A 16,695-nucleotide genomic window follows, 5' to 3' on the forward strand; every position below is an offset into this window, starting at 1 on the left:
CACCATCTCCGTCCTAAAGAGATGACCCTTTATTCAGGATATTTCGACAGAAAAGGCGAATTCCCTGGTCTGGCCGCCGAAATTATTTTGATCTTTCCGTTTTGATCGCTCACGAGCAGCTTCCCCTCGTCGTTGAGAGCCAGCGAAGCAATGCTGCCGCCGACGGAAAAATAGGAGACCAACTCCCCTGTTCCGCGCCAAACCTCGATGCGTTCATTGGTGCCCACAAAAATATATCCTCTAGGCTCGACAGCAAGACCGGTAATGTTTGCCGTCCCGCCACCTGCGCAGGGACCGAACTGCCGTTCTATCTCCCCTTCCCCATTGATGACGTAGAGCATGCCCTGGGGATCGGCCGCCACAGTCCGTCCCCCTTTGAGCGGAACCAGGGCGGTTGCAGTAAAGGGCAACCCCTCCAAGGTCTTTTCCGTCACCCAGCCGTCTCCCCAATGAGGTTCTCCCGGCGCAGCCGCCGTCACTCCCTCATCTACAAAGGGGGGGGGTTCAGATACCGTTGCTCGGGAGGGCAAAGGGGCGAGCACAGAAAATCTCTCCGTCGAAAGGATGGATAGGAGGGGCGGCCAACCGCTCAACCATGCCGACGTACCGCCACCAAGGAGCAGCAAAAGGGCAACCCCTATCAGGATCAGATAGCGTTTTCGCGAGCGCGCTGTTTTCTTTTTGTACCGGTACGGGGGCAGTGAAGGCGACAGTTCCCCCGAAGCCGCCCCACGGTCAAAACCGGTGGCCAAAATCCGTCCCCTTCGTTTCCGATTCTCCTTCGCTTCCACAGCATTTTCGTCCAACTGTTCGGAAAGGTCATTCATGTCTGCCACCTCGTTCTCTTTTCTTTTTGATGGAACGCCTTCGGAACATCCCCGAAGATTCCTGTTATGTATTCTCTCAAATTATTTCATAATCCTTCCATTAATGCAAATATAATCAAATTTATGGGCATAAAAAAAACGCCTCAGCGAGGCGCTTTTTTGGCAGTTCTCTTTAGGCCTTATTGGCGTCCATGGAAAGGGAAACGGGACGCAAGGGCATGATCGTCGAGATGGCATGCTTATAGACCATCTGCTGCTTGCCTTCTACGTCAAGGAAGACAGTGAAGCTGTCAAAGCCTTTGACCATCCCCTTGATTTGAAAGCCGTTCACCAGAAAGATGGTGACCGGGAGGTTTTCTTTGCGCACTTGATTCAGGAATGCATCCTGAAGATTGAGTTGTTTGGTCATCTGAATGCCCCTCCATCATTGATATTTCTCTCTACATGCCCTCCAAGAGCGTTACTGACGACATCGAAAATCCCTTCCATCAGTCTTTCCCGATCCATGGCGTCGGCGGCAAACCAGATCAACCGGGTGTCCCGGCGAAACCATGTATACTGACGCTTGGCAAAGTGCCGCGTATCCCGCTGCAGTAAGTAGAGCGCCCGAGCAAGGTCATATTCGCCCTGAAGGTACCCGACGATTTCCTTGTACCCGATAGCTTGCATCGATGGAAGCGTTGGCGCATATCCCCCTTTTAGGAGCCCTTTTACTTCTTCCACCAACCCCGATTCTATCATGTTCCGGGCACGCAGGTCAATGCGACGATACAACTCTTGCCGGTCCATTGTCAGGGCGATAGGCGCCAACTGGTATTTTGGCTGCCGGACTGAGTCGGCATAATGGAAGTCACTCTGGCGGCGGCCTGTCAGTCGGTAGACTTCCAGGGCGCGGATGATGCGCTTACGATCATTCACGTGAATGCGCGCTGCCGATATCGGATCAACCTCAGCCAGGCGCCTGTGTAGCGCCTCCAGCCCGGAGGCGTCCGCCTCCTGCTCTAGCTGGCTGCGCAGTTCCAGGTCTGTAGCTTCTTCCGTAAATTCGTAGTGATCGATAATCGACTGCACGTACAGGCCTGTGCCCCCTACCAGGATAGGCAATCTACCGCGGTTGACGATTTCGGGGATGAGGGTCGTCACCCTCCTTTGAAAGTCGGCCACGCTGAAGGGTTCATCAGGATCAAGAATATCGATCATGTGGTGGAGGATACCACCCCGTTCCTCCTGTTTCAGCTTGGCTGTGCCAATGTCCATTCCCCGGTAGACCTGCATGGAATCGCCGGAGATGATTTCGCCGTTAAATCGCCGGGCCACGGCAATGCCGACATCAGACTTGCCGACTGCAGTCGGCCCCACAATCAGCACAAGTGGGAGTAGCGGGTTAGCGCCGTGGGACCCTAAAGCGGCATCGACCAAATCGTTATGTCTATCGTTCGCCCCCAAAGGCCTCACCTCCTCCAGACCAGATACCGTAGGCCACAGGGGCATATTTCCCGCCTTCAACCCGCTCCGGTGCCAAGCGATCCCATTCGGGACTGTCACGCCGTTCCTTCATGACGACGCGGCGACGAGCGACCCGGCGCGCTTCTGCAATCACATCCGCTTCAATCGGCCGGGGATCGGCCAGCTGGCGAAGCCCCCCTATCCCGTTGGAGGCGCGCAGCGCCTGGCGGAACATGGGATCGAAATAGACGCTGTCAAAACTGCCCTTCGCAAAGCTTTTCAACAGTGCGCGGTGATCGCCTTGGAGCACGCGGATGCGCGCCATAATCCTGTAGAGATCGTCCGATTTCCGATGTTGATAGTGTTGCAGTCCTTCGCGGACGATGAGGGCGATCAGCCGGTTGTGTTCGATCCCAGTCACTGCCCCCTTGTCTCCTGCAGCGTAAGCGGCCACGAGGGCGTCAGCACCCAGGCCGAGGGTGCAGTCGAGGATCTGGTCTCCCGAACGGATATCCAAGGCGTGGACAAGGGGATCGCGCTGCCCTTTTTTCAAGGCTTGGATGCGCAGCACCGCCATATTAGGATGAAAGAAGAAGGCCTCCTCGCCTTGGTGGAGGATCAGGTCGTTCTTTTCGACGATCAACAGCGCTTTACCGCCAGCCTCCCGAATCAGCCATTCAACCGATTTTCCCTCCCGAGGGACGAAGTCTGCGCCCAGTTCCGCCGCCAGCGCCCGGGCCCGCTCCTCCAACACAGAAGTGCTTTTGTGGACCGTCGTCACAAGAAGCTCCTTCAACTGGTCTTCGAAGCACAGTTCAAAAAGCTCTTCCGGGCCAAACGGCGCCTGATGCCCGGAGTGTTCTTGGAGACGATGTTCCTGCTGCGCCATGGTCAACTCCTGTAAAAGCGGCGTTCAAGTTCCCTCCGGTCGATGCGCAACAGATAGGGACGGCCATGGGGGCACGTGTCGACTCCTTCCAGCCGTGCCAACTGTTGCAAGAGAGCGCCCATCTCAGCATGGCTCATCACCTGGCCAGCCTTGACAGCGCCGCGGCAAGCCATGCTGCTCAAAGCAGCCCTCCGAATGACCTCCCGGTCGCGAAGGCCCTTCATCAAACTGTTGAGGATATCTCGAAAAAACCCCTTTTCCTCTCCTGGCGGCAGGCCGACCGGAACGGCCCGGATCAGCAGGGTGTTGCCGCCGAAGTGCTCCACGATCAAACCGGCATCGCGGAGTTCGGCGATGGCCTCCATAGCCCCCTGAAACTCTGCTGGTGTCAAGGTGACCGTCACCGGCAGCAGCAGCTGCTGGCTGGCGCATACACCAGCCTCATTCAGGTAGCGCTCTTTTAACCCATGATAAAGCACCCGTTCATGTGCAGCATGCTGGTCCACCAGATAAAGAGTGTCACCACCCTCAGCCAGGATATAGGAACGCCGAAACTGGCCGATGGGGATCCATTCGGCTACATCCCCGGCAACCAGCCCTTCCACCGGTTGGCATTCTTTCTCTGCCCTTGGTTCCTGCCGGTGGAGTGGGAGGTTTTCAGAGAGACATTGCCGGATTGATTCAGACTGTGATTCCGTCTCCTCAAGAGACTCCCGGAGACAGTCTGTAGGAAGTTCCTGAGACGATTCCCGATACAATGCTCTCCCCTGCCCGAAGTCGCCACTGTTCAGGCGTTCCACCCTTTCTGAACGTTCCGGGCTTTTTGGGAGCTCTTGCTTCGTAGGCGAAAGAGCACCTTCTCGATACAGCAGTATCCGGTCCTGCCGCCACCGTTCTCCCTCCGCTTTTTCCCTAACGTCACTAGATAGCTGCTGAGTTGGAGGCGCCCCGTCGCTTTGAAACGACGCAAGTGACCACAGAGGACGCGAAAGGGGGCGACTGCGCAGCGTCTGCAACACCGTTTGACGCGTGAAGTCAGCCACATCCCGCTCCCGGTCAAACTTGATCTCTTGCTTGGTCGGATGACTGTTTACGTCAATCGTCTGCGGCGGCAGTTCCAGATGAAGGACAAAAAAGGGAAAGCGCCCCCCCGGCAGCATGCCGTGATAAGCCTCTTCGACGGCCTGACTCAAGATGCGGCAGCGCACCCAACGCTGATTTACAAACCAGTTCTGATGATTGCGGTTGTTCCGATGCAGTGACGGAGATCCGATAAAGCCCCTCAAGGTCCAACCATCCGGCGCCACCGCCGACAGCGGCAACAGAAAGGAGATGATCTCGCGGCCGAAGACAGCCGACAAGGTCTCTAATGGCTTATTGTTCCCAGGGGAGCGGAAGCTAATCTGTTTCCCCTGGGTGAGTGAAAAAGCAACATGGGGATAAGCTGCAGCCAGCCGCCAGATCACCTCAGCGCAAGCGGAACCTTCGGCTGTGGCGGAACGGAGAAACTTGCGCCGGGCCGGCGTGTTGAAAAAAAGATCCTCCACCTGCACAGTCGTGCCTGGCGGCGCACCTACCGCCTCGATGGGATAGCGTTCGCCGCCATCGATCCTCACTCGTGTAGCCTGGTTGTCGATGCTTCTCCGGGTGGTGATGACTAAACGAGATACGGCGGCAATCGAAGGGAGCGCCTCTCCCCGGAAACCAAGGGTCTGCACAGCCATTAGATCTTCCGCTCGCCGGATTTTACTCGTGGCGTGGCGCTCAACACAAAGCTCCGCGTCGTCAGCAGCCATACCACAGCCGTTGTCTATGATTCGGATCAGTTTTTTCCCGCCTTCGGCGAGGGTGATATCGATACGAGTGGCGCCCGCATCGAGAGCATTTTCAAGGAGTTCCTTGACGATGGAGGCCGGTCGCTCGACAACCTCGCCGGCAGCGATTTGGTTGACCGTATGGGTGTCAAGGCGTTGAATGACTCCCATGGCTACCTCCCCCGTTTCAATTTCTTCTGCTGTTTGGCTAGCCAGTTAAGGGCATCCAGAGGCGTCATACGGTTGATGTCCAGACGATCGAGTGCCTCGGCCAAGCGGAAGATGGCCTCGCTCCCCATGATAGGCCTTGAAGCATCGCTCTGTTCTCCAAAGAGCATCAACTGCCCCGGGTCGCTGTCATCGTATAGAAAGACAGAGGCTTCATGAGCAAAGTGACTAGACGTTTCATTGGCTACAACGGCAACAGAGACGCTTTGATCTGAGGTTGTATTTGTTGTCATCGCAAGGGCCTTTTGCTCCGGACGTTTTTTTGATTCACTTTCCAGGTTGGCCAGGATCTCCCGTGCCCGCAGGATGACGGAAGAGGGCAACCCGGCCAAACGCGCCACCTGAATGCCATAGCTTTTATTGACACCGCCGGGACGAATCTGGTGCAAAAAGACAATATCGTCACCCGATTCACGAACAGCGATGGTGTAGCAGCGCACACCGGGGAGGGTTTCTTCCAGGCGGACCAGTTCGTGATAATGGGTGGCGAAAAGGGACTTGGCGCCCAGTCGCTGGATCGCCTCTGCCACTGCCCAGGCGATGGCCATGCCATCAAAGGTGCTGGTCCCGCGCCCCACCTCATCAAGGACGACAAGACTGCGTGACGTGGCATGATGCAGGATATGGGCCACCTCGGTCATCTCAACCATAAAGGTGCTTTGGCCTGTCGCGAGATCATCAGAGGCGCCGACGCGAGTGAAGATGCGATCCACTACGCCGATAGCAGCTGCGGTGGCCGGAACAAAAGACCCCACCTGGGCCAGGAGCACGATCAGAGCAACCTGACGCATATAGGTGCTCTTACCGGCCATATTGGGGCCCGTGATCAAAAGCAACGTCTCTCCATCACAGAAGCGCGTGTCATTGGGCACGAAGACACCAGGCCCCAGATGCGCCTCCACGACAGGATGTCGACCACCCTGGATGTGGATCTCTGTGCCATCATGAATATCCGGGCAGACATAGCCTTGTTCAACAGCCACCTGGGCCAAGGCGGCAAAGACATCAAGATGGGCCACCTGCTCTGCCGTCTTCTGTAACTGCGGCAACAGGGCCTCTATTGAGCTCCGCAATTCTGTAAACAGACGGTATTCCAACTGGGTCAGTTTTTCTTCTGCGCCGAGGATCTTCTCCTCATACGTTTTTAACTCCGGCGTGATGTATCGCTCACCGTTGGCCAGGGTCTGCCGTCGGATGTAATCAGCCGGAACGCTGGTCATATTGGCTTTAGACACTTCAATAAAATAGCCGAAGACCTTGTTAAAACCTACCTTTAAAGACCGGATCCCTGTCCGCTCCCGCTCCCGCTGTTCAATATGGGCCAGCCACTCTTTACCGGAACCGGCGATCTTTCGCAGTTCGTCCACTTCCGGGTGAAAGCCACTGCGGATCAGGCCGCCATCGCGGACAGAGACAGGTGGATCGTCGACGAGCGTCTCTGTGATGCGCCGGGCCACAGGGGTGAGCGCGTCGATCCGGCTGGCGAGTTTTTCGAGCACCGATGGACCCTGGCGCAGTTTGTCCAAGACAGTCGGCAGCGCCTCCAGCGATGACGCCAAGGCGATCAAGTCCCGCCCGTTCGCCGAACCGTACGCCACCTTACCGGCCAGCCGTTCCAGATCGTACACCGCCCGCAGCCCCGCCCGCACATCCTGGCGCAAAAGCCCGTCATCGACCAGCGCTGCAACGACAGCCTGGCGTTTACAGATCGCCTCGACGTCCGTCAGGGGCTGTTCGATCCAGCGCTTGATCAACCTGCCGCCCATGGCCGTGACGGTCTTGTCGATCACCCCTAACAGGGAGCCTTTGCGACTACCCTCCCGCATCGTCCGGGTCAATTCCAGATTGCGACGAGTAGCCGGGTCGAGGCGCATAAAATGGTCCGTCCTGTAGGTCCTCAAGCGGGTGATATGGGGCAGATTGGCCTTTTGGGTATCCTGGACATAGCGCAGGTTGATGGCAGCGGCGACGATGGCCGCTGGCCAGTGGGCACAACCAAAAGCTTCCAGACTGGACAGGTTAAACTGCCCCTTGATGACTGTCGTCGCCTGTTCCACTGTCAGGTCTTCTGCCGGATACGAGCTGACGAGAATGCCCTGCTTCTTCCAACCATCTGTCAATTCGGGAAAATTGGCCGCTACAGCAGGATAGACGAGCAGTTCTTTAGGAGCCAAGCGGAGGAGTTCTGCCTGAAGCGCCACCAGGTCACAATCATACCAGCGAGCCGCCATAAAATCACCGGTAAAGACATCGAGCGCAGCCAGCCCCCACTCATCAGCGATGTGGGCCACGGCGACGAGGTAGTTGTTGCTCTTTTCTTCAAGGACGTTTGTGTCCATCAGGGTGCCAGGGGTGACGACACGGACAATCTCCCGCTTGACAATCCCTTTGGCGGCGGCCGGGTCTTCTACCTGTTCGCAGATGGCGACCTTATACCCCTTCTCGACAAGGCGCGATATGTACCCTTGGGCGGAGTGATAGGGCACACCGCACATGGGGATGCGTTCTTCCAGGCCAGCTTCCCGTCCCGTAAGGGTGATCTCCAGTTCTCGCGATGCCAGGAGAGCATCAGGACCAAACATCTCATAAAAATCACCGAGACGGAAAAAAAGTATTGCGTCAGGGTGGCGATTCTTGATCTCCTGGTATTGCTTCATCATGGGAGTGACAGCTTTCATGGTGGTGATACCTCATAACGAAAATGTCCACAGGGCATCTTTTCACTATTATCCTAGTTATCTTTGCGAACCCGGCCATCCTGACCGCCAACGGCGCCTACCTTAGCACTACTTTGATACCATCGTTCCCAACAATGTCCACGTCCGCGCCTCATCAATGCGAACCGAGACTATCTCCCCCACCTGATAGTCGGCGCCGGCGAAGACAACGATCTTGTTGCCTCGTGTCCTTCCGGTCATCAGTTCCTTATTGGTCTTGCTACGGCCTTCAACGAGAACCTCCTGGACAGACCCGATGATGGCCTGATTATGTTCCAGGCTGATCCGGTTTTGCAGTTGCAACAGACGCTGGAAGCGCGCTTTTTTTATCTCGGCATCGACCTGTTCTGCGAATTCCGCCGCAGGCGTGCCACTGCGCTTGGAGTACAGAAAGGTAAAAGCGTTGTCATAACGAACCTTTTCAATCAAATCGAGGGTGTCAGCAAAATCCTCTTCCGTCTCACCGGGAAACCCGACGATCAGGTCCGTCGTCAGCACCACATCAGGCATAGCCCGGCGGATCTGGCCAATTAACTCCATGTATTGTTCCCGGCTGTAGCCGCGGTTCATGGCCGCCAAGATCCGGTTGCTCCCGGCCTGAACAGGCAGGTGGATCTGTTCGCAAACCTTGTCCAACTCAGCCATCGCCGCGATCAGCTCCAGACTGAAATCCTTTGGATGGGATGTGGTGAAGCGTATCCGTTTCAGCCCTTCCACCTGGTTCACAATCCGCAGCAGGTCGGCGAAGGAAACCTGCCGATTCAGATCCTTGCCATAGGCGTTAACATTTTGTCCAAGAAGTGTCACTTCCTTCACGCCCTGAGCGACGAGGGATTGGACCTCCCGGATCACGTCTTCCGGCGCACGGCTGCGTTCCCGACCACGAACATGGGGAACGATGCAATAGCTGCAGAAGTTATTGCAACCGTACATGATCGTCACATGGGCCTTGATGCCCTCTGCCTTACGCTCCGGCAGGTTCTCGGTGACCTCGCCTTCGCTGTCCCAAACCTCGACAACCTGTCCAAACTGGCACTGCTCGAGCATGCGCGGCAACTGATGCAGGTTGTGAGTGCCGAAAACAATATCCACATAAGGATATTCCTTGCGGATCCGCTCGCTCATGCCCGGCTGCTGGACCATACAGCCGCCGATGCCGATGACCACTTCGGGCCGGACCAACTTATACTTGCGCAGTTCACCCAACTTGCCTAATATCTTGCGCTCCGCCGATTCACGGACACAGCAGGTGTTGATCAGCAAGATGCGAGCCTCTTCCGGGGTGGACGCCGTATATCCCATCTGCTGGAGAAAGCCAGCCAGCGACTCCGTATCCCGTTCGTTCATCTGACAACCGTAAGTCAAAATATGATAGGTATCCTTCTTTTCGCTCACAGGTCTGCTCCTCAACATTTTTTTCGGTTAGATCATTATACCCACTGCGGTGATTATTGAAAAGCGGAGACCTGTACAGAAAAATACCCCTGGCCTATTCCCGACGCGCCGGGACAGAATAGCCAATGGGAAAGTGGACACTAAAACAGGACCCTTTTGAGCTTGATTCCACGGTTATCTTCGCCTTATGACGACTGGCGATGTTGTAAGCGATAGGCAGGCCTAACCCTGTTCCCTTGTCTTTGGTGGTGAAAAAGGGAACGCCCAGGTTTTTCATATCCTTGTCCGATATCCCAGAACCTTGGTCCTCGATTTGCAAGACGACGACATCATCATCAACAGCTGTCCGAATCGTGACGCACTTTCCGGGCGCCATAGCTTCCAAGCCGTTTCTAACAAGATTAAAAAGCAGTTGACGAATCTCCTTTTCATCGAGGATCAGATCGGGCACATCGGCCAGTTCCAATTGAATCCACTTGTCTTCCCGCAGCGCATCGGCTTGCAACAAGGGGAAAAAGTCCTCGACCAGCCTTTTCAGGTTGCTTGGCTGGGGATCTTTCGATTTACGTCGGGTAAAACTCAGAAACTCAGTGATGATCGCATTGGCACGATCAAGCTCACTGATCATCAATTCAAAGTACCGGCGACGCTCTTCATTTTCATCCATCTTGGACATGATCTGAAGGAAGCCCCGGACAGTCGTCATAGGGTTGCGGATCTCATGTCCCAGCCCGGCGGCCATCCGCGCGATGATGTTTAACCGGTCAATGGAGAGAAGTTCCTGCTCCAACTGTTTTTGTACAGTAACATCACGGCCGACACCATAAATCAGCCCCGTCTGCAAGTTCACCACTGATGTCCAGGAAATCCACCGATAGGATCCATCCTTGCATCGATGACGCACCTCTAGGTCTCGCAAGGGTTGGCTCTTAAATTGCTCCCAGTTCAACGCCTTCACCTTGATCTGATCATCTTCGTGAATCAGACTTAGATAGGGGGTGGCCATCAGTTCTTCTTCGCTATAGCCCAGCACATGGGAAAAGGCGCTGTTGATCTGTTTATAATAACCATCCATGCCGACAACGCACATCAAATCGACCGATAGGGAAAAAAACTGCCGGATCTGGTTTTCGGCGCTGTCCCTCTCTTCACGCAGCAATTCCGTCTGAGAGTGCAGCTCGGCTTCGATCCGTTTTTCTTCAGTGATATCCTGCACTTGCGCGAGCGTATAGACAAGACGTCCATACTGATCCTTAATCGGAACGATAGTGAGTTGAACCCAGATCAACCGACTGCGATTGATATATCGCTTTTCCAGTGTATAGCCGTCCAATTCACCGGAATGGAGACGCCGCAAATACTCCCCTTCCGTTTCTACATCGTCGGGGTGGGAAAAATCCTGAAAGCGCATATGCAGCAGTTCCTGTTCCGAATAACCGACGATCGAACAAAAGGCTTTGTTTGCCTTCAGGCATTTCCCCTCCAGGTCGTTCAAGCACAATCCGACAGCAGCGTGTTCAAATATGAGCCGGTAATCGTCCTGTTCTTTCGACAAGTCGGGATGCATCTTTCCCACCTCCCTGATGCAATATATTATTTACTCCTTCGACTAAAAGGGTCTATTTCCTCCCTTTTTTTGTCACGCATAGCGATTTCATCTCTATGCTTCTATCTTTTTCAAGCCACTTCCAACCACTTCCTTGTTTATTCACCTCCCATCGGTTACATTAGTGAAGTAAGGAACGACACGACAATGAAAGGGGATTGCCATGACGGTCCATGAATCGATCGGACTCTACATGGGTGCCATCGCTTTGGCGCTGCTTATCGGGTACATCGCTGCGCGCATCAAAATAAACCGGATGCAGGCGGCAGGGAAAGGGAATCTGGCAAAACAAGCAAAAGGTGCTTCAAAGACGCAAAAGACGCGAGAAAAGCCGCGAGAGAACCGTTAGAGCGCCAATCGGCTTATCCATCAGGAAGAATATATTTCTACTTTCTCCGTTAAAAATATTGTTGATTTGCCTTTGTAAATCCGTTATAATTCCTCTTGCGCTTCGAATTGGCCCGTTGGTCAAGCGGTCTAAGACACCGCCCTTTCACGGCGGTTACAGGGGTTCGAATCCCCTACGGGTCACCAACGCCTCGGTAGCTCAGTCGGTAGAGCAGAGGACTGAAAATCCTCGTGTCGGTGGTTCGATTCCGCCCCGAGGCACCATTTCACGGAGGGATTCCCGAGTGGCCAAAGGGAGCAGACTGTAAATCTGCCGGCTCTGCCTTCGAAGGTTCGAATCCTTCTCCCTCCACCATCACTGGGGTGTAGCCAAGCGGTAAGGCAGCGGACTTTGACTCCGCCATTCGTTGGTTCGAATCCAGCCACCCCAGCCATTTTGGTCTCACTCTCCTGATCCATTAGCTCAGTTGGTAGAGCACCTGACTTTTAATCAGGGTGTCGCTGGTTCGAGTCCAGCATGGATCACCATGTTGCGGAAGTAGCTCAGCGGTAGAGCATCGCCTTGCCAAGGCGAGGGTCGCGAGTTCGAATCTCGTCTTCCGCTCCATTCATTATGGCGGTTGTGGCGAAGTGGTTAACGCACCGGATTGTGGCTCCGGCATTCGGGGGTTCAAGTCCCCTCAACCGCCCCATTGTGACAGGAAGCTGTGGCTTAAAGACACAGCTTTTTTTCTTAATAATCGAGTAGGAGGGGGTGATTAACCCCCGTCCTCTCACACCACCGTACGTACCGTTCGGTATACGGCGGTTCATGCTGGTTGACGATGAGATTGGTATGTTTCGACTAAACTGACTAAGCCCTGTTCCCGCCAGTAGGCGAGGCCAAGGGCTTTATTCATTTGCGGGGTCAAGGACAGACGCCAATATCCTTTTCGTGAGCCGCTGATGTTGCATGCCCATTCCTCCGGGATCCCCAACGCCACTAAGTTTCGTCTTCGTGTCTTCGGGCGCTTCCATTGCTTGAGCAGGCACATCCGCAGTCGTCGGCGAAGCCACTCATCCAACTCTTTAAGTACGCTTGGCGTGTCAATGAGTCGAAAGTAGCCCATCCAGCCTTTCAGGTATTGGTTGAGGGTGACCAGTCGGTCCTCCATCGCAATGCTTCGGTTCCGCCCAGTGAACTGGCGGATCTTCTCTTTCACCCGTTTCACCGTTTGGGGGGCGAGCCGAATCTTTGCTGCCTTATGCCACGTAAATGAAAACCCCAGAAACTTTCGGTTCCAGGGTCGGTCGACTGCGCTTTTCTCCCAGTTGACCTGCAGTTTTAACCGCCCCTCCAGAAACTTTGCCATACCCTCCATCACTCGTTGCCCTGCCCGTCGACTGCGGACGTAGACGTTACAGTCGTCGGCGTACCGGCAGAAGCGATGTCCCCGGCTTTCCAGTGCCTTATCCAAATCATCCAGGATGATGTTCGCCAGCAAAGGGCTGAGTGGACCTCCCTGGGGTGTTCCTTCCTCGCTCTTCACACGAATCCCGTTGAGCATGACCCCGGCCTTGAGGTATTCTCGGATCAACTTCAAGATTCGTTTGTCCTTCACCTTGCGCGCTACGCGCGCCATGAGAATGTCGTGATTGACGCGATCAAAGAACTGGGCCAGGTCCATGTCAACCACCCATCGGTAGCCGTCGGCGATGTATTCCTTCGCTTTCTTCACCGCTTGGTGCGCACTCTTTCCCGGACGAAATCCGTAGCTGTTCGTGGAAAAGTCAGGGTCGAAGATCGGCATCAGGATCTGGTTCAGGGCCTGTTGGATCAGTCGATCGACGACAGTGGGAATGCCCAGCTTCCGTGTTCCGCCTTGGGGTTTGGGAATTTCAACCCGCCGGACCGGTTGCGGTCGATAGGTCCCCTCCAACAATTCCTGTTTAATGCGCGACCATTCCTCTTTTAGGTACGGGCGCAGGGATTCTAGCCCCATACCGTCGATTCCGGCCGCGCCTTTGTTGGCCATGACTCGCTTATACGCTTCCGTCATGTTCCCTCGTTCGACGACTTTCTCCATCAGGTCATACGTCTCTTCGCGGGGTTGCTTCGCTTCTTGTGCCGGTAACGCGCTCGGCACTCCACCGGTCCCCTGCGGATTCACCGCTTCCTCCCGTTGGCAGTTCCCTTTCGGGATATTCGGCTGTCTCTGCGCGTCACGCGAACGCATCGTCGCTTCCCCTTCCATCATGTTCGGTCCTTCATCTGGCCGGACGTCGGGCCAGCCTACTATGACCTCTGCTGACTCCTGCCGGTTCAGCCACGCCTTTCGGCGTGGTTTCCCAAGTTACTTGGTCCCCCGGCAGGCCTCCCCGGGTAAGAACGTTGCCTTTCCCTCCATCTACCCGCCCCATTTACTCTCGGCAGCCTTCGGTGACAAGGACTTCGCTTTGTTCGGCAAGCTCATCCAACTGCCGCTAGCCTCACCTGGGGTTCGTGGTCCTCGGGCCGGAGGTTTGCCGCTGGCTTCCTTCAGATTCCGCCTCGCGGCGGACACCCTTGCCTTAAGCTAACGCCTACTGCCACCTTCGGCGTTCGGGACTTCCACCCTAGAGACAACGCCCATGCCGGGCGCACCGAGCAAGACCCAGGGAGTTCTTCCCCGGGTCTTTTTTTGGCCATTTATCAGAAGTTTCAGAAGTTCGGAAGAAAATCCAGGTAGGCGCTCATTCTGCCCAGTCGGTCCGTCAGGATCAATATCCCGACGGCCACCATGATGAGGCCGCTGGCCATAGAGATCTTGGTGAGATGGCGGCTCATGCGCCGAAACCAGAAATCAAACCTGGCGATCGACAGGGCTGTCACCAGGAAAGGAATGGCCAACCCCGTCGAGTAGGCGGTCAGCAGCGCTAATCCCTGACCCAGTGTCTCTCCAGTAGCTGCGTAGATGTAGATGGCCGACAGGATTGGCCCTACACAGGGCGACCACCCGGCGGCGAAAGCCATGCCCAACAGAAAGGCACCCAGCCATCCGCCTGTCTTCGGCTTACCTCCCAGGCGAACCTCCCGATAGAGGCCGGGAATCGGCAACAGCCCGCTTAGATGAAGGCCGAAAAGGACGATGATCGCGCCAGCGGTCACGCGCAAGCCCCCTTGGTATTGGACCAACCATTTTCCGATCACCGTAGCCGTCGCTCCTAGGGCGATGAAGACAACAGAGAAGCCGAGGACAAAGGCGATGGCGCGCCAAAAAGGATTGTTCGGTTTCGCCGCTTCGCCCTGAGGCAGTTCCGCGACGACAGAGCCGGTCAGGTACGTCACATAAGCCGGCACGAGCGGTAATACGCAGGGCGATAAGAAGGAAGCGATTCCTGCGAGAAACGCTACTGTCAAGGAAACCGAGTCCAAACGATACCCCTCCCCCCTATTCTCCATCACAGTTTAGCGCAGAATGACGGAGGGTTCAAGAGAAAAGAGAAAGACGCTTTCTATGAATCAATCTTCTTCTTGTGCTTGCCGAAGACCTTGCCCCAACAGGACAAGGTTCAATCGATGTAATGACTGGTAAAGTGCTCAATCAGCCCGTCCTTTTCGTCACGGGCCACGGCAGGCGCCAGCGTCTGGGCCAGCAGTCGCGCATCCTCGAAGCTGGCGCAGGGGATACCGCCGATGATAAAAGGACGGAGCACCTGAAAACGCGGGATCTCGATTCGCAACGGCTCCGCCGGCAACCGCGTCACCACCGTCAAATAGGGCGCCTGGGCCGCCTTGGCGAACTTGCGCAGGATGTGCTGGAGCTTGCTCTCAATCTGGTCCCCCATCGGCCCCATCAGGAGGGACTGATCGTAGAGATCTTTTCCGGACTTCTGCCACCTCCGGCCCAAGGCCTCAAAGCTCTCGAAGCCTGCTCGGGTAGCAAAATTGGCTGATTCGTCACGAGCCACCTGGGCAAGCAACTGTAAGTAGGATTTTCGCGACTTATCCATGTCCAGGACGACAAAAGGCTGCAAGTGGCGAGCCACCATGCCAGAAGCGAACCTGCGATCATCGGCCAGTTGGAATGTCATCTTGATAATGATCAGGGACAGGTTGATATCTCGCAGCAACCGCCTTTCTTCCTCATCGTAGAGCTGCGGTTCCTGTTTTCCCAGCTTGCGAAACCCCTCATAACCTGCTCCGTTCCACTGGTCGGAAATCTCCAAGCCTGGCGGCAAAGACAATTCTTTCGGCGATGGGTCATTCCATCCACTGCCGCGCCGTTGGAAAAGTTTGACCAACATCCCCATGGCAAGCCCCCCCGAAATTTATTTCCATTTTTATCCACTTATCTATTCGTCGATTCCCTCTGCTTTCCTCTTTCGTTTTTTCACCGCTTTTGTCGAACCAGACGGGAACGGAATAACCTTCTTTTCCATAAGTTGGATTACGACTACGTCGCTGCTTGTGGGAAAGGAGCTTTTTTACATGAGAGATATCGTCACAACCCGAGGCGCTGGACTGCCACAGTACGGGAAAACCCATCTCTTCCCTCTCACTATCCACCGAATCATGGATCGAGTGCCCGGACAGGTGATCGATTATGGCATTCAGCTGATGAACGCACCCCGACAATGGCTGCGTTCGAAAGGGGAAAACATTCGTGTCGCTGTCTTGGACACAGGTATCGATAGGGCGCACCCTGATTTGAAAGAGAATATCCGGGGAGGCTACAACTTTCTTGACGATAATGACAACTATGCCGATGATCATGGTCATGGCACTCATGTATCAGGGATCATCGCCGGCTCGGACAACGGCATCGGCATCGTCGGCGTCGCCCCGAAAACTCAACTGTACGCGCTCAAGGTGCTCGATGAAAAAGGAGAAGGCGGTCAGGAGCATGTCATCGCCGCTATCAATTGGGCGTTTGACTATGGTATTCATCTGCTCAACCTATCCTTCGGGAGCCAAAAGCCGAACGCCAAACTGCGCGCCATCATGGAAAAGGCCAATCGGGCAGGGCTCACTTTTGTAGCCGCTGCCGGGAACGATGCCTCTAAAGCGTTTACAAAGGACTCTATCGATTATCCGGGGCGCTGGGCCGATCTGGTGCTCACGGTAGCCGCCGTCGACCGCAGCATCAAACGGGCCTCCTTTTCCAGCCAAGGACCGGAATTGTTCCTGGCCGCTCCAGGTGTCAACATCCTAAGCACCTATCCCTTAAACCGCTATGTGCGCCTTTCCGGTACCAGTATGGCTGCGCCCCATATCACCGGCGCCGTCGCGTTGATGATGGCAGAAAGACGGAAGAGATCCGGCACCCTCCCCAATCCGGCTGACGTGCGCCGGTTCATGATGGAACATGCCGTTGCCATCGGAGACCGGAAGGATTATGGCTATGGTTTTTTCCGATTTTAGTTCAAAGGAGAGGAAACGAAAGAAGAAAGACGCCATTCCGCG

14 protein-coding genes and 7 tRNA genes are annotated in these 16,695 nt (G+C 55.3%); 10 read left to right on the top strand and 11 right to left on the bottom strand.

Annotated elements, in window-relative coordinates:
• Positions 1-29 precede the first annotated feature (29 nt).
• The 4 genes from HM1_RS11760 to HM1_RS11775 all read right to left on the bottom strand — a co-directional run bounded on the left by HM1_RS11760 (position 30) and on the right by HM1_RS11775 (position 3,054).
• A complete protein-coding gene (locus HM1_RS11760; RefSeq protein WP_012283608.1) occupies positions 30-827 on the bottom strand; it encodes an NHL repeat-containing protein in 798 nt (265 codons plus the stop codon).
• A gap of 172 nt (positions 828-999) precedes the next feature.
• Positions 1,000-1,236, bottom strand: a complete 237-nt coding sequence (hfq, locus tag HM1_RS11765; protein ID WP_012283609.1) for an RNA chaperone Hfq — start codon at positions 1,234-1,236, stop codon at positions 1,000-1,002.
• Positions 1,233-2,273, bottom strand: coding sequence for a tRNA (adenosine(37)-N6)-dimethylallyltransferase MiaA (gene miaA / locus HM1_RS11770; protein ID WP_236995023.1), 1,041 nt, complete (start codon positions 2,271-2,273; stop codon positions 1,233-1,235). Before miaA ends, hfq begins: the two co-directional genes overlap by 4 nt.
• Complete coding sequence (locus HM1_RS11775) at positions 2,257-3,054, bottom strand: class I SAM-dependent methyltransferase (protein WP_207643769.1); 798 nt, start codon at positions 3,052-3,054, stop codon at positions 2,257-2,259. Before HM1_RS11775 ends, miaA begins: the two co-directional genes overlap by 17 nt.
• Between HM1_RS11775 and HM1_RS15965 the strand changes: the two genes are divergently transcribed.
• Positions 3,040-3,177 (top strand): hypothetical protein, encoded by a 138-nt coding sequence (locus HM1_RS15965; RefSeq protein WP_012283612.1) that lies wholly within the window; start codon positions 3,040-3,042, stop codon positions 3,175-3,177. The genes HM1_RS11775 and HM1_RS15965 overlap by 15 nt on opposite strands.
• On the opposite strand, the gene mutL is transcribed toward HM1_RS15965, so the two are convergent.
• From mutL to HM1_RS11795, 4 genes are all read right to left on the bottom strand, one after another.
• The gene (gene mutL, locus HM1_RS11780) at positions 3,165-5,147 is read right to left on the bottom strand and encodes a DNA mismatch repair endonuclease MutL (RefSeq protein WP_012283613.1); all 1,983 of its coding nucleotides are present in this window, start codon (positions 5,145-5,147) and stop codon (positions 3,165-3,167) included. The genes HM1_RS15965 and mutL overlap by 13 nt on opposite strands.
• A gap of 2 nt (positions 5,148-5,149) precedes the next feature.
• Entirely contained in the window at positions 5,150-7,882 is a 2,733-nt protein-coding gene (gene mutS, locus HM1_RS11785) for a DNA mismatch repair protein MutS (RefSeq protein WP_012283614.1), read from the bottom strand.
• A gap of 108 nt (positions 7,883-7,990) precedes the next feature.
• Complete coding sequence (gene miaB, locus HM1_RS11790) at positions 7,991-9,316, bottom strand: tRNA (N6-isopentenyl adenosine(37)-C2)-methylthiotransferase MiaB (protein ID WP_335324166.1); 1,326 nt, start codon at positions 9,314-9,316, stop codon at positions 7,991-7,993.
• A gap of 94 nt (positions 9,317-9,410) precedes the next feature.
• Positions 9,411-10,883 carry a PAS domain-containing sensor histidine kinase gene (locus HM1_RS11795; RefSeq protein ID WP_012283615.1) on the bottom strand — a complete coding sequence of 491 codons (1,473 nt, stop codon included), beginning with the start codon at positions 10,881-10,883 and terminating at the stop codon, positions 9,411-9,413.
• 202 nt (positions 10,884-11,085) lie between these two features.
• Here HM1_RS11795 and HM1_RS11800 point away from each other — a divergent pair, with 202 nt between their 5' ends.
• The 8 genes from HM1_RS11800 (at position 11,086) to HM1_RS11835 (ending at position 11,962) form a co-directional block, all read left to right on the top strand.
• The gene (locus HM1_RS11800; protein ID WP_012283616.1) at positions 11,086-11,271 is read left to right on the top strand and encodes a hypothetical protein; all 186 of its coding nucleotides are present in this window, start codon (positions 11,086-11,088) and stop codon (positions 11,269-11,271) included.
• A 109-nt stretch (positions 11,272-11,380) separates the two neighbouring features.
• A tRNA-Glu gene (locus HM1_RS11805) sits at positions 11,381-11,456 on the top strand.
• A gap of 2 nt (positions 11,457-11,458) precedes the next feature.
• A tRNA-Phe gene (locus HM1_RS11810) sits at positions 11,459-11,534 on the top strand.
• A gap of 6 nt (positions 11,535-11,540) precedes the next feature.
• A tRNA-Tyr gene (locus HM1_RS11815) sits at positions 11,541-11,625 on the top strand.
• 4 nt (positions 11,626-11,629) lie between these two features.
• A tRNA-Gln gene (locus tag HM1_RS11820) sits at positions 11,630-11,704 on the top strand.
• Positions 11,705-11,722: 18 nt separating this feature from the next.
• Positions 11,723-11,798: transfer RNA gene (locus HM1_RS11825), tRNA-Lys, on the top strand.
• Between the two features lie 4 nt (positions 11,799-11,802).
• Positions 11,803-11,877 (top strand) — tRNA-Gly (locus tag HM1_RS11830).
• 9 nt (positions 11,878-11,886) lie between these two features.
• Positions 11,887-11,962 (top strand) — tRNA-His (locus HM1_RS11835).
• A 117-nt stretch (positions 11,963-12,079) separates the two neighbouring features.
• On the opposite strand, the gene ltrA is transcribed toward HM1_RS11835, so the two are convergent.
• The 3 genes from ltrA to HM1_RS11850 all read right to left on the bottom strand — a co-directional run bounded on the left by ltrA (position 12,080) and on the right by HM1_RS11850 (position 15,542).
• Positions 12,080-13,507: a group II intron reverse transcriptase/maturase gene (gene ltrA, locus HM1_RS11840; RefSeq protein ID WP_012281204.1), complete on the bottom strand. Its 1,428-nt coding sequence runs from the start codon at positions 13,505-13,507 to the stop codon at positions 12,080-12,082.
• A 443-nt stretch (positions 13,508-13,950) separates the two neighbouring features.
• The gene (locus tag HM1_RS11845) at positions 13,951-14,664 is read right to left on the bottom strand and encodes a cytochrome c biogenesis CcdA family protein (protein ID WP_012283617.1); all 714 of its coding nucleotides are present in this window, start codon (positions 14,662-14,664) and stop codon (positions 13,951-13,953) included.
• A 137-nt stretch (positions 14,665-14,801) separates the two neighbouring features.
• Entirely contained in the window at positions 14,802-15,542 is a 741-nt protein-coding gene (locus tag HM1_RS11850) for a hypothetical protein (protein ID WP_012283618.1), read from the bottom strand.
• A gap of 178 nt (positions 15,543-15,720) precedes the next feature.
• Here HM1_RS11850 and HM1_RS11855 point away from each other — a divergent pair, with 178 nt between their 5' ends.
• A complete protein-coding gene (locus HM1_RS11855) occupies positions 15,721-16,653 on the top strand; it encodes a S8 family peptidase (protein ID WP_012283619.1) in 933 nt (310 codons plus the stop codon).
• The last annotated feature ends 42 nt before the right edge of the window (positions 16,654-16,695 follow it).

This window comes from Heliomicrobium modesticaldum Ice1 (assembly GCF_000019165.1).
Taxonomy (GTDB): Bacteria; Bacillota; Desulfitobacteriia; order Heliobacteriales; family Heliobacteriaceae; genus Heliomicrobium; species Heliomicrobium modesticaldum.

Bases quoted from the DNA above. Each gene is read 5' to 3' on its own strand.
- HM1_RS11800 (WP_012283616.1), top strand. From the start codon at position 11,086: ATGACGGTCCATGAATCGATCGGACTCTACATGGGTGCCATCGCTTTG.
- HM1_RS11760 (WP_012283608.1), bottom strand. From the start codon at position 827: ATGAATGACCTTTCCGAACAGTTGGACGAAAATGCTGTGGAAGCGAAG.
- hfq (WP_012283609.1), bottom strand. From the start codon at position 1,236: ATGACCAAACAACTCAATCTTCAGGATGCATTCCTGAATCAAGTGCGC.
- ltrA (WP_012281204.1), bottom strand. From the start codon at position 13,507: ATGATGGAAGGGGAAGCGACGATGCGTTCGCGTGACGCGCAGAGACAG.
- HM1_RS11855 (WP_012283619.1), top strand. From the start codon at position 15,721: ATGAGAGATATCGTCACAACCCGAGGCGCTGGACTGCCACAGTACGGG.
- HM1_RS11850 (WP_012283618.1), bottom strand. From the start codon at position 15,542: ATGGGGATGTTGGTCAAACTTTTCCAACGGCGCGGCAGTGGATGGAAT.
- HM1_RS11795 (WP_012283615.1), bottom strand. From the start codon at position 10,883: ATGCATCCCGACTTGTCGAAAGAACAGGACGATTACCGGCTCATATTT.
- mutL (WP_012283613.1), bottom strand. From the start codon at position 5,147: ATGGGAGTCATTCAACGCCTTGACACCCATACGGTCAACCAAATCGCT.
- mutS (WP_012283614.1), bottom strand. From the start codon at position 7,882: ATGAAAGCTGTCACTCCCATGATGAAGCAATACCAGGAGATCAAGAAT.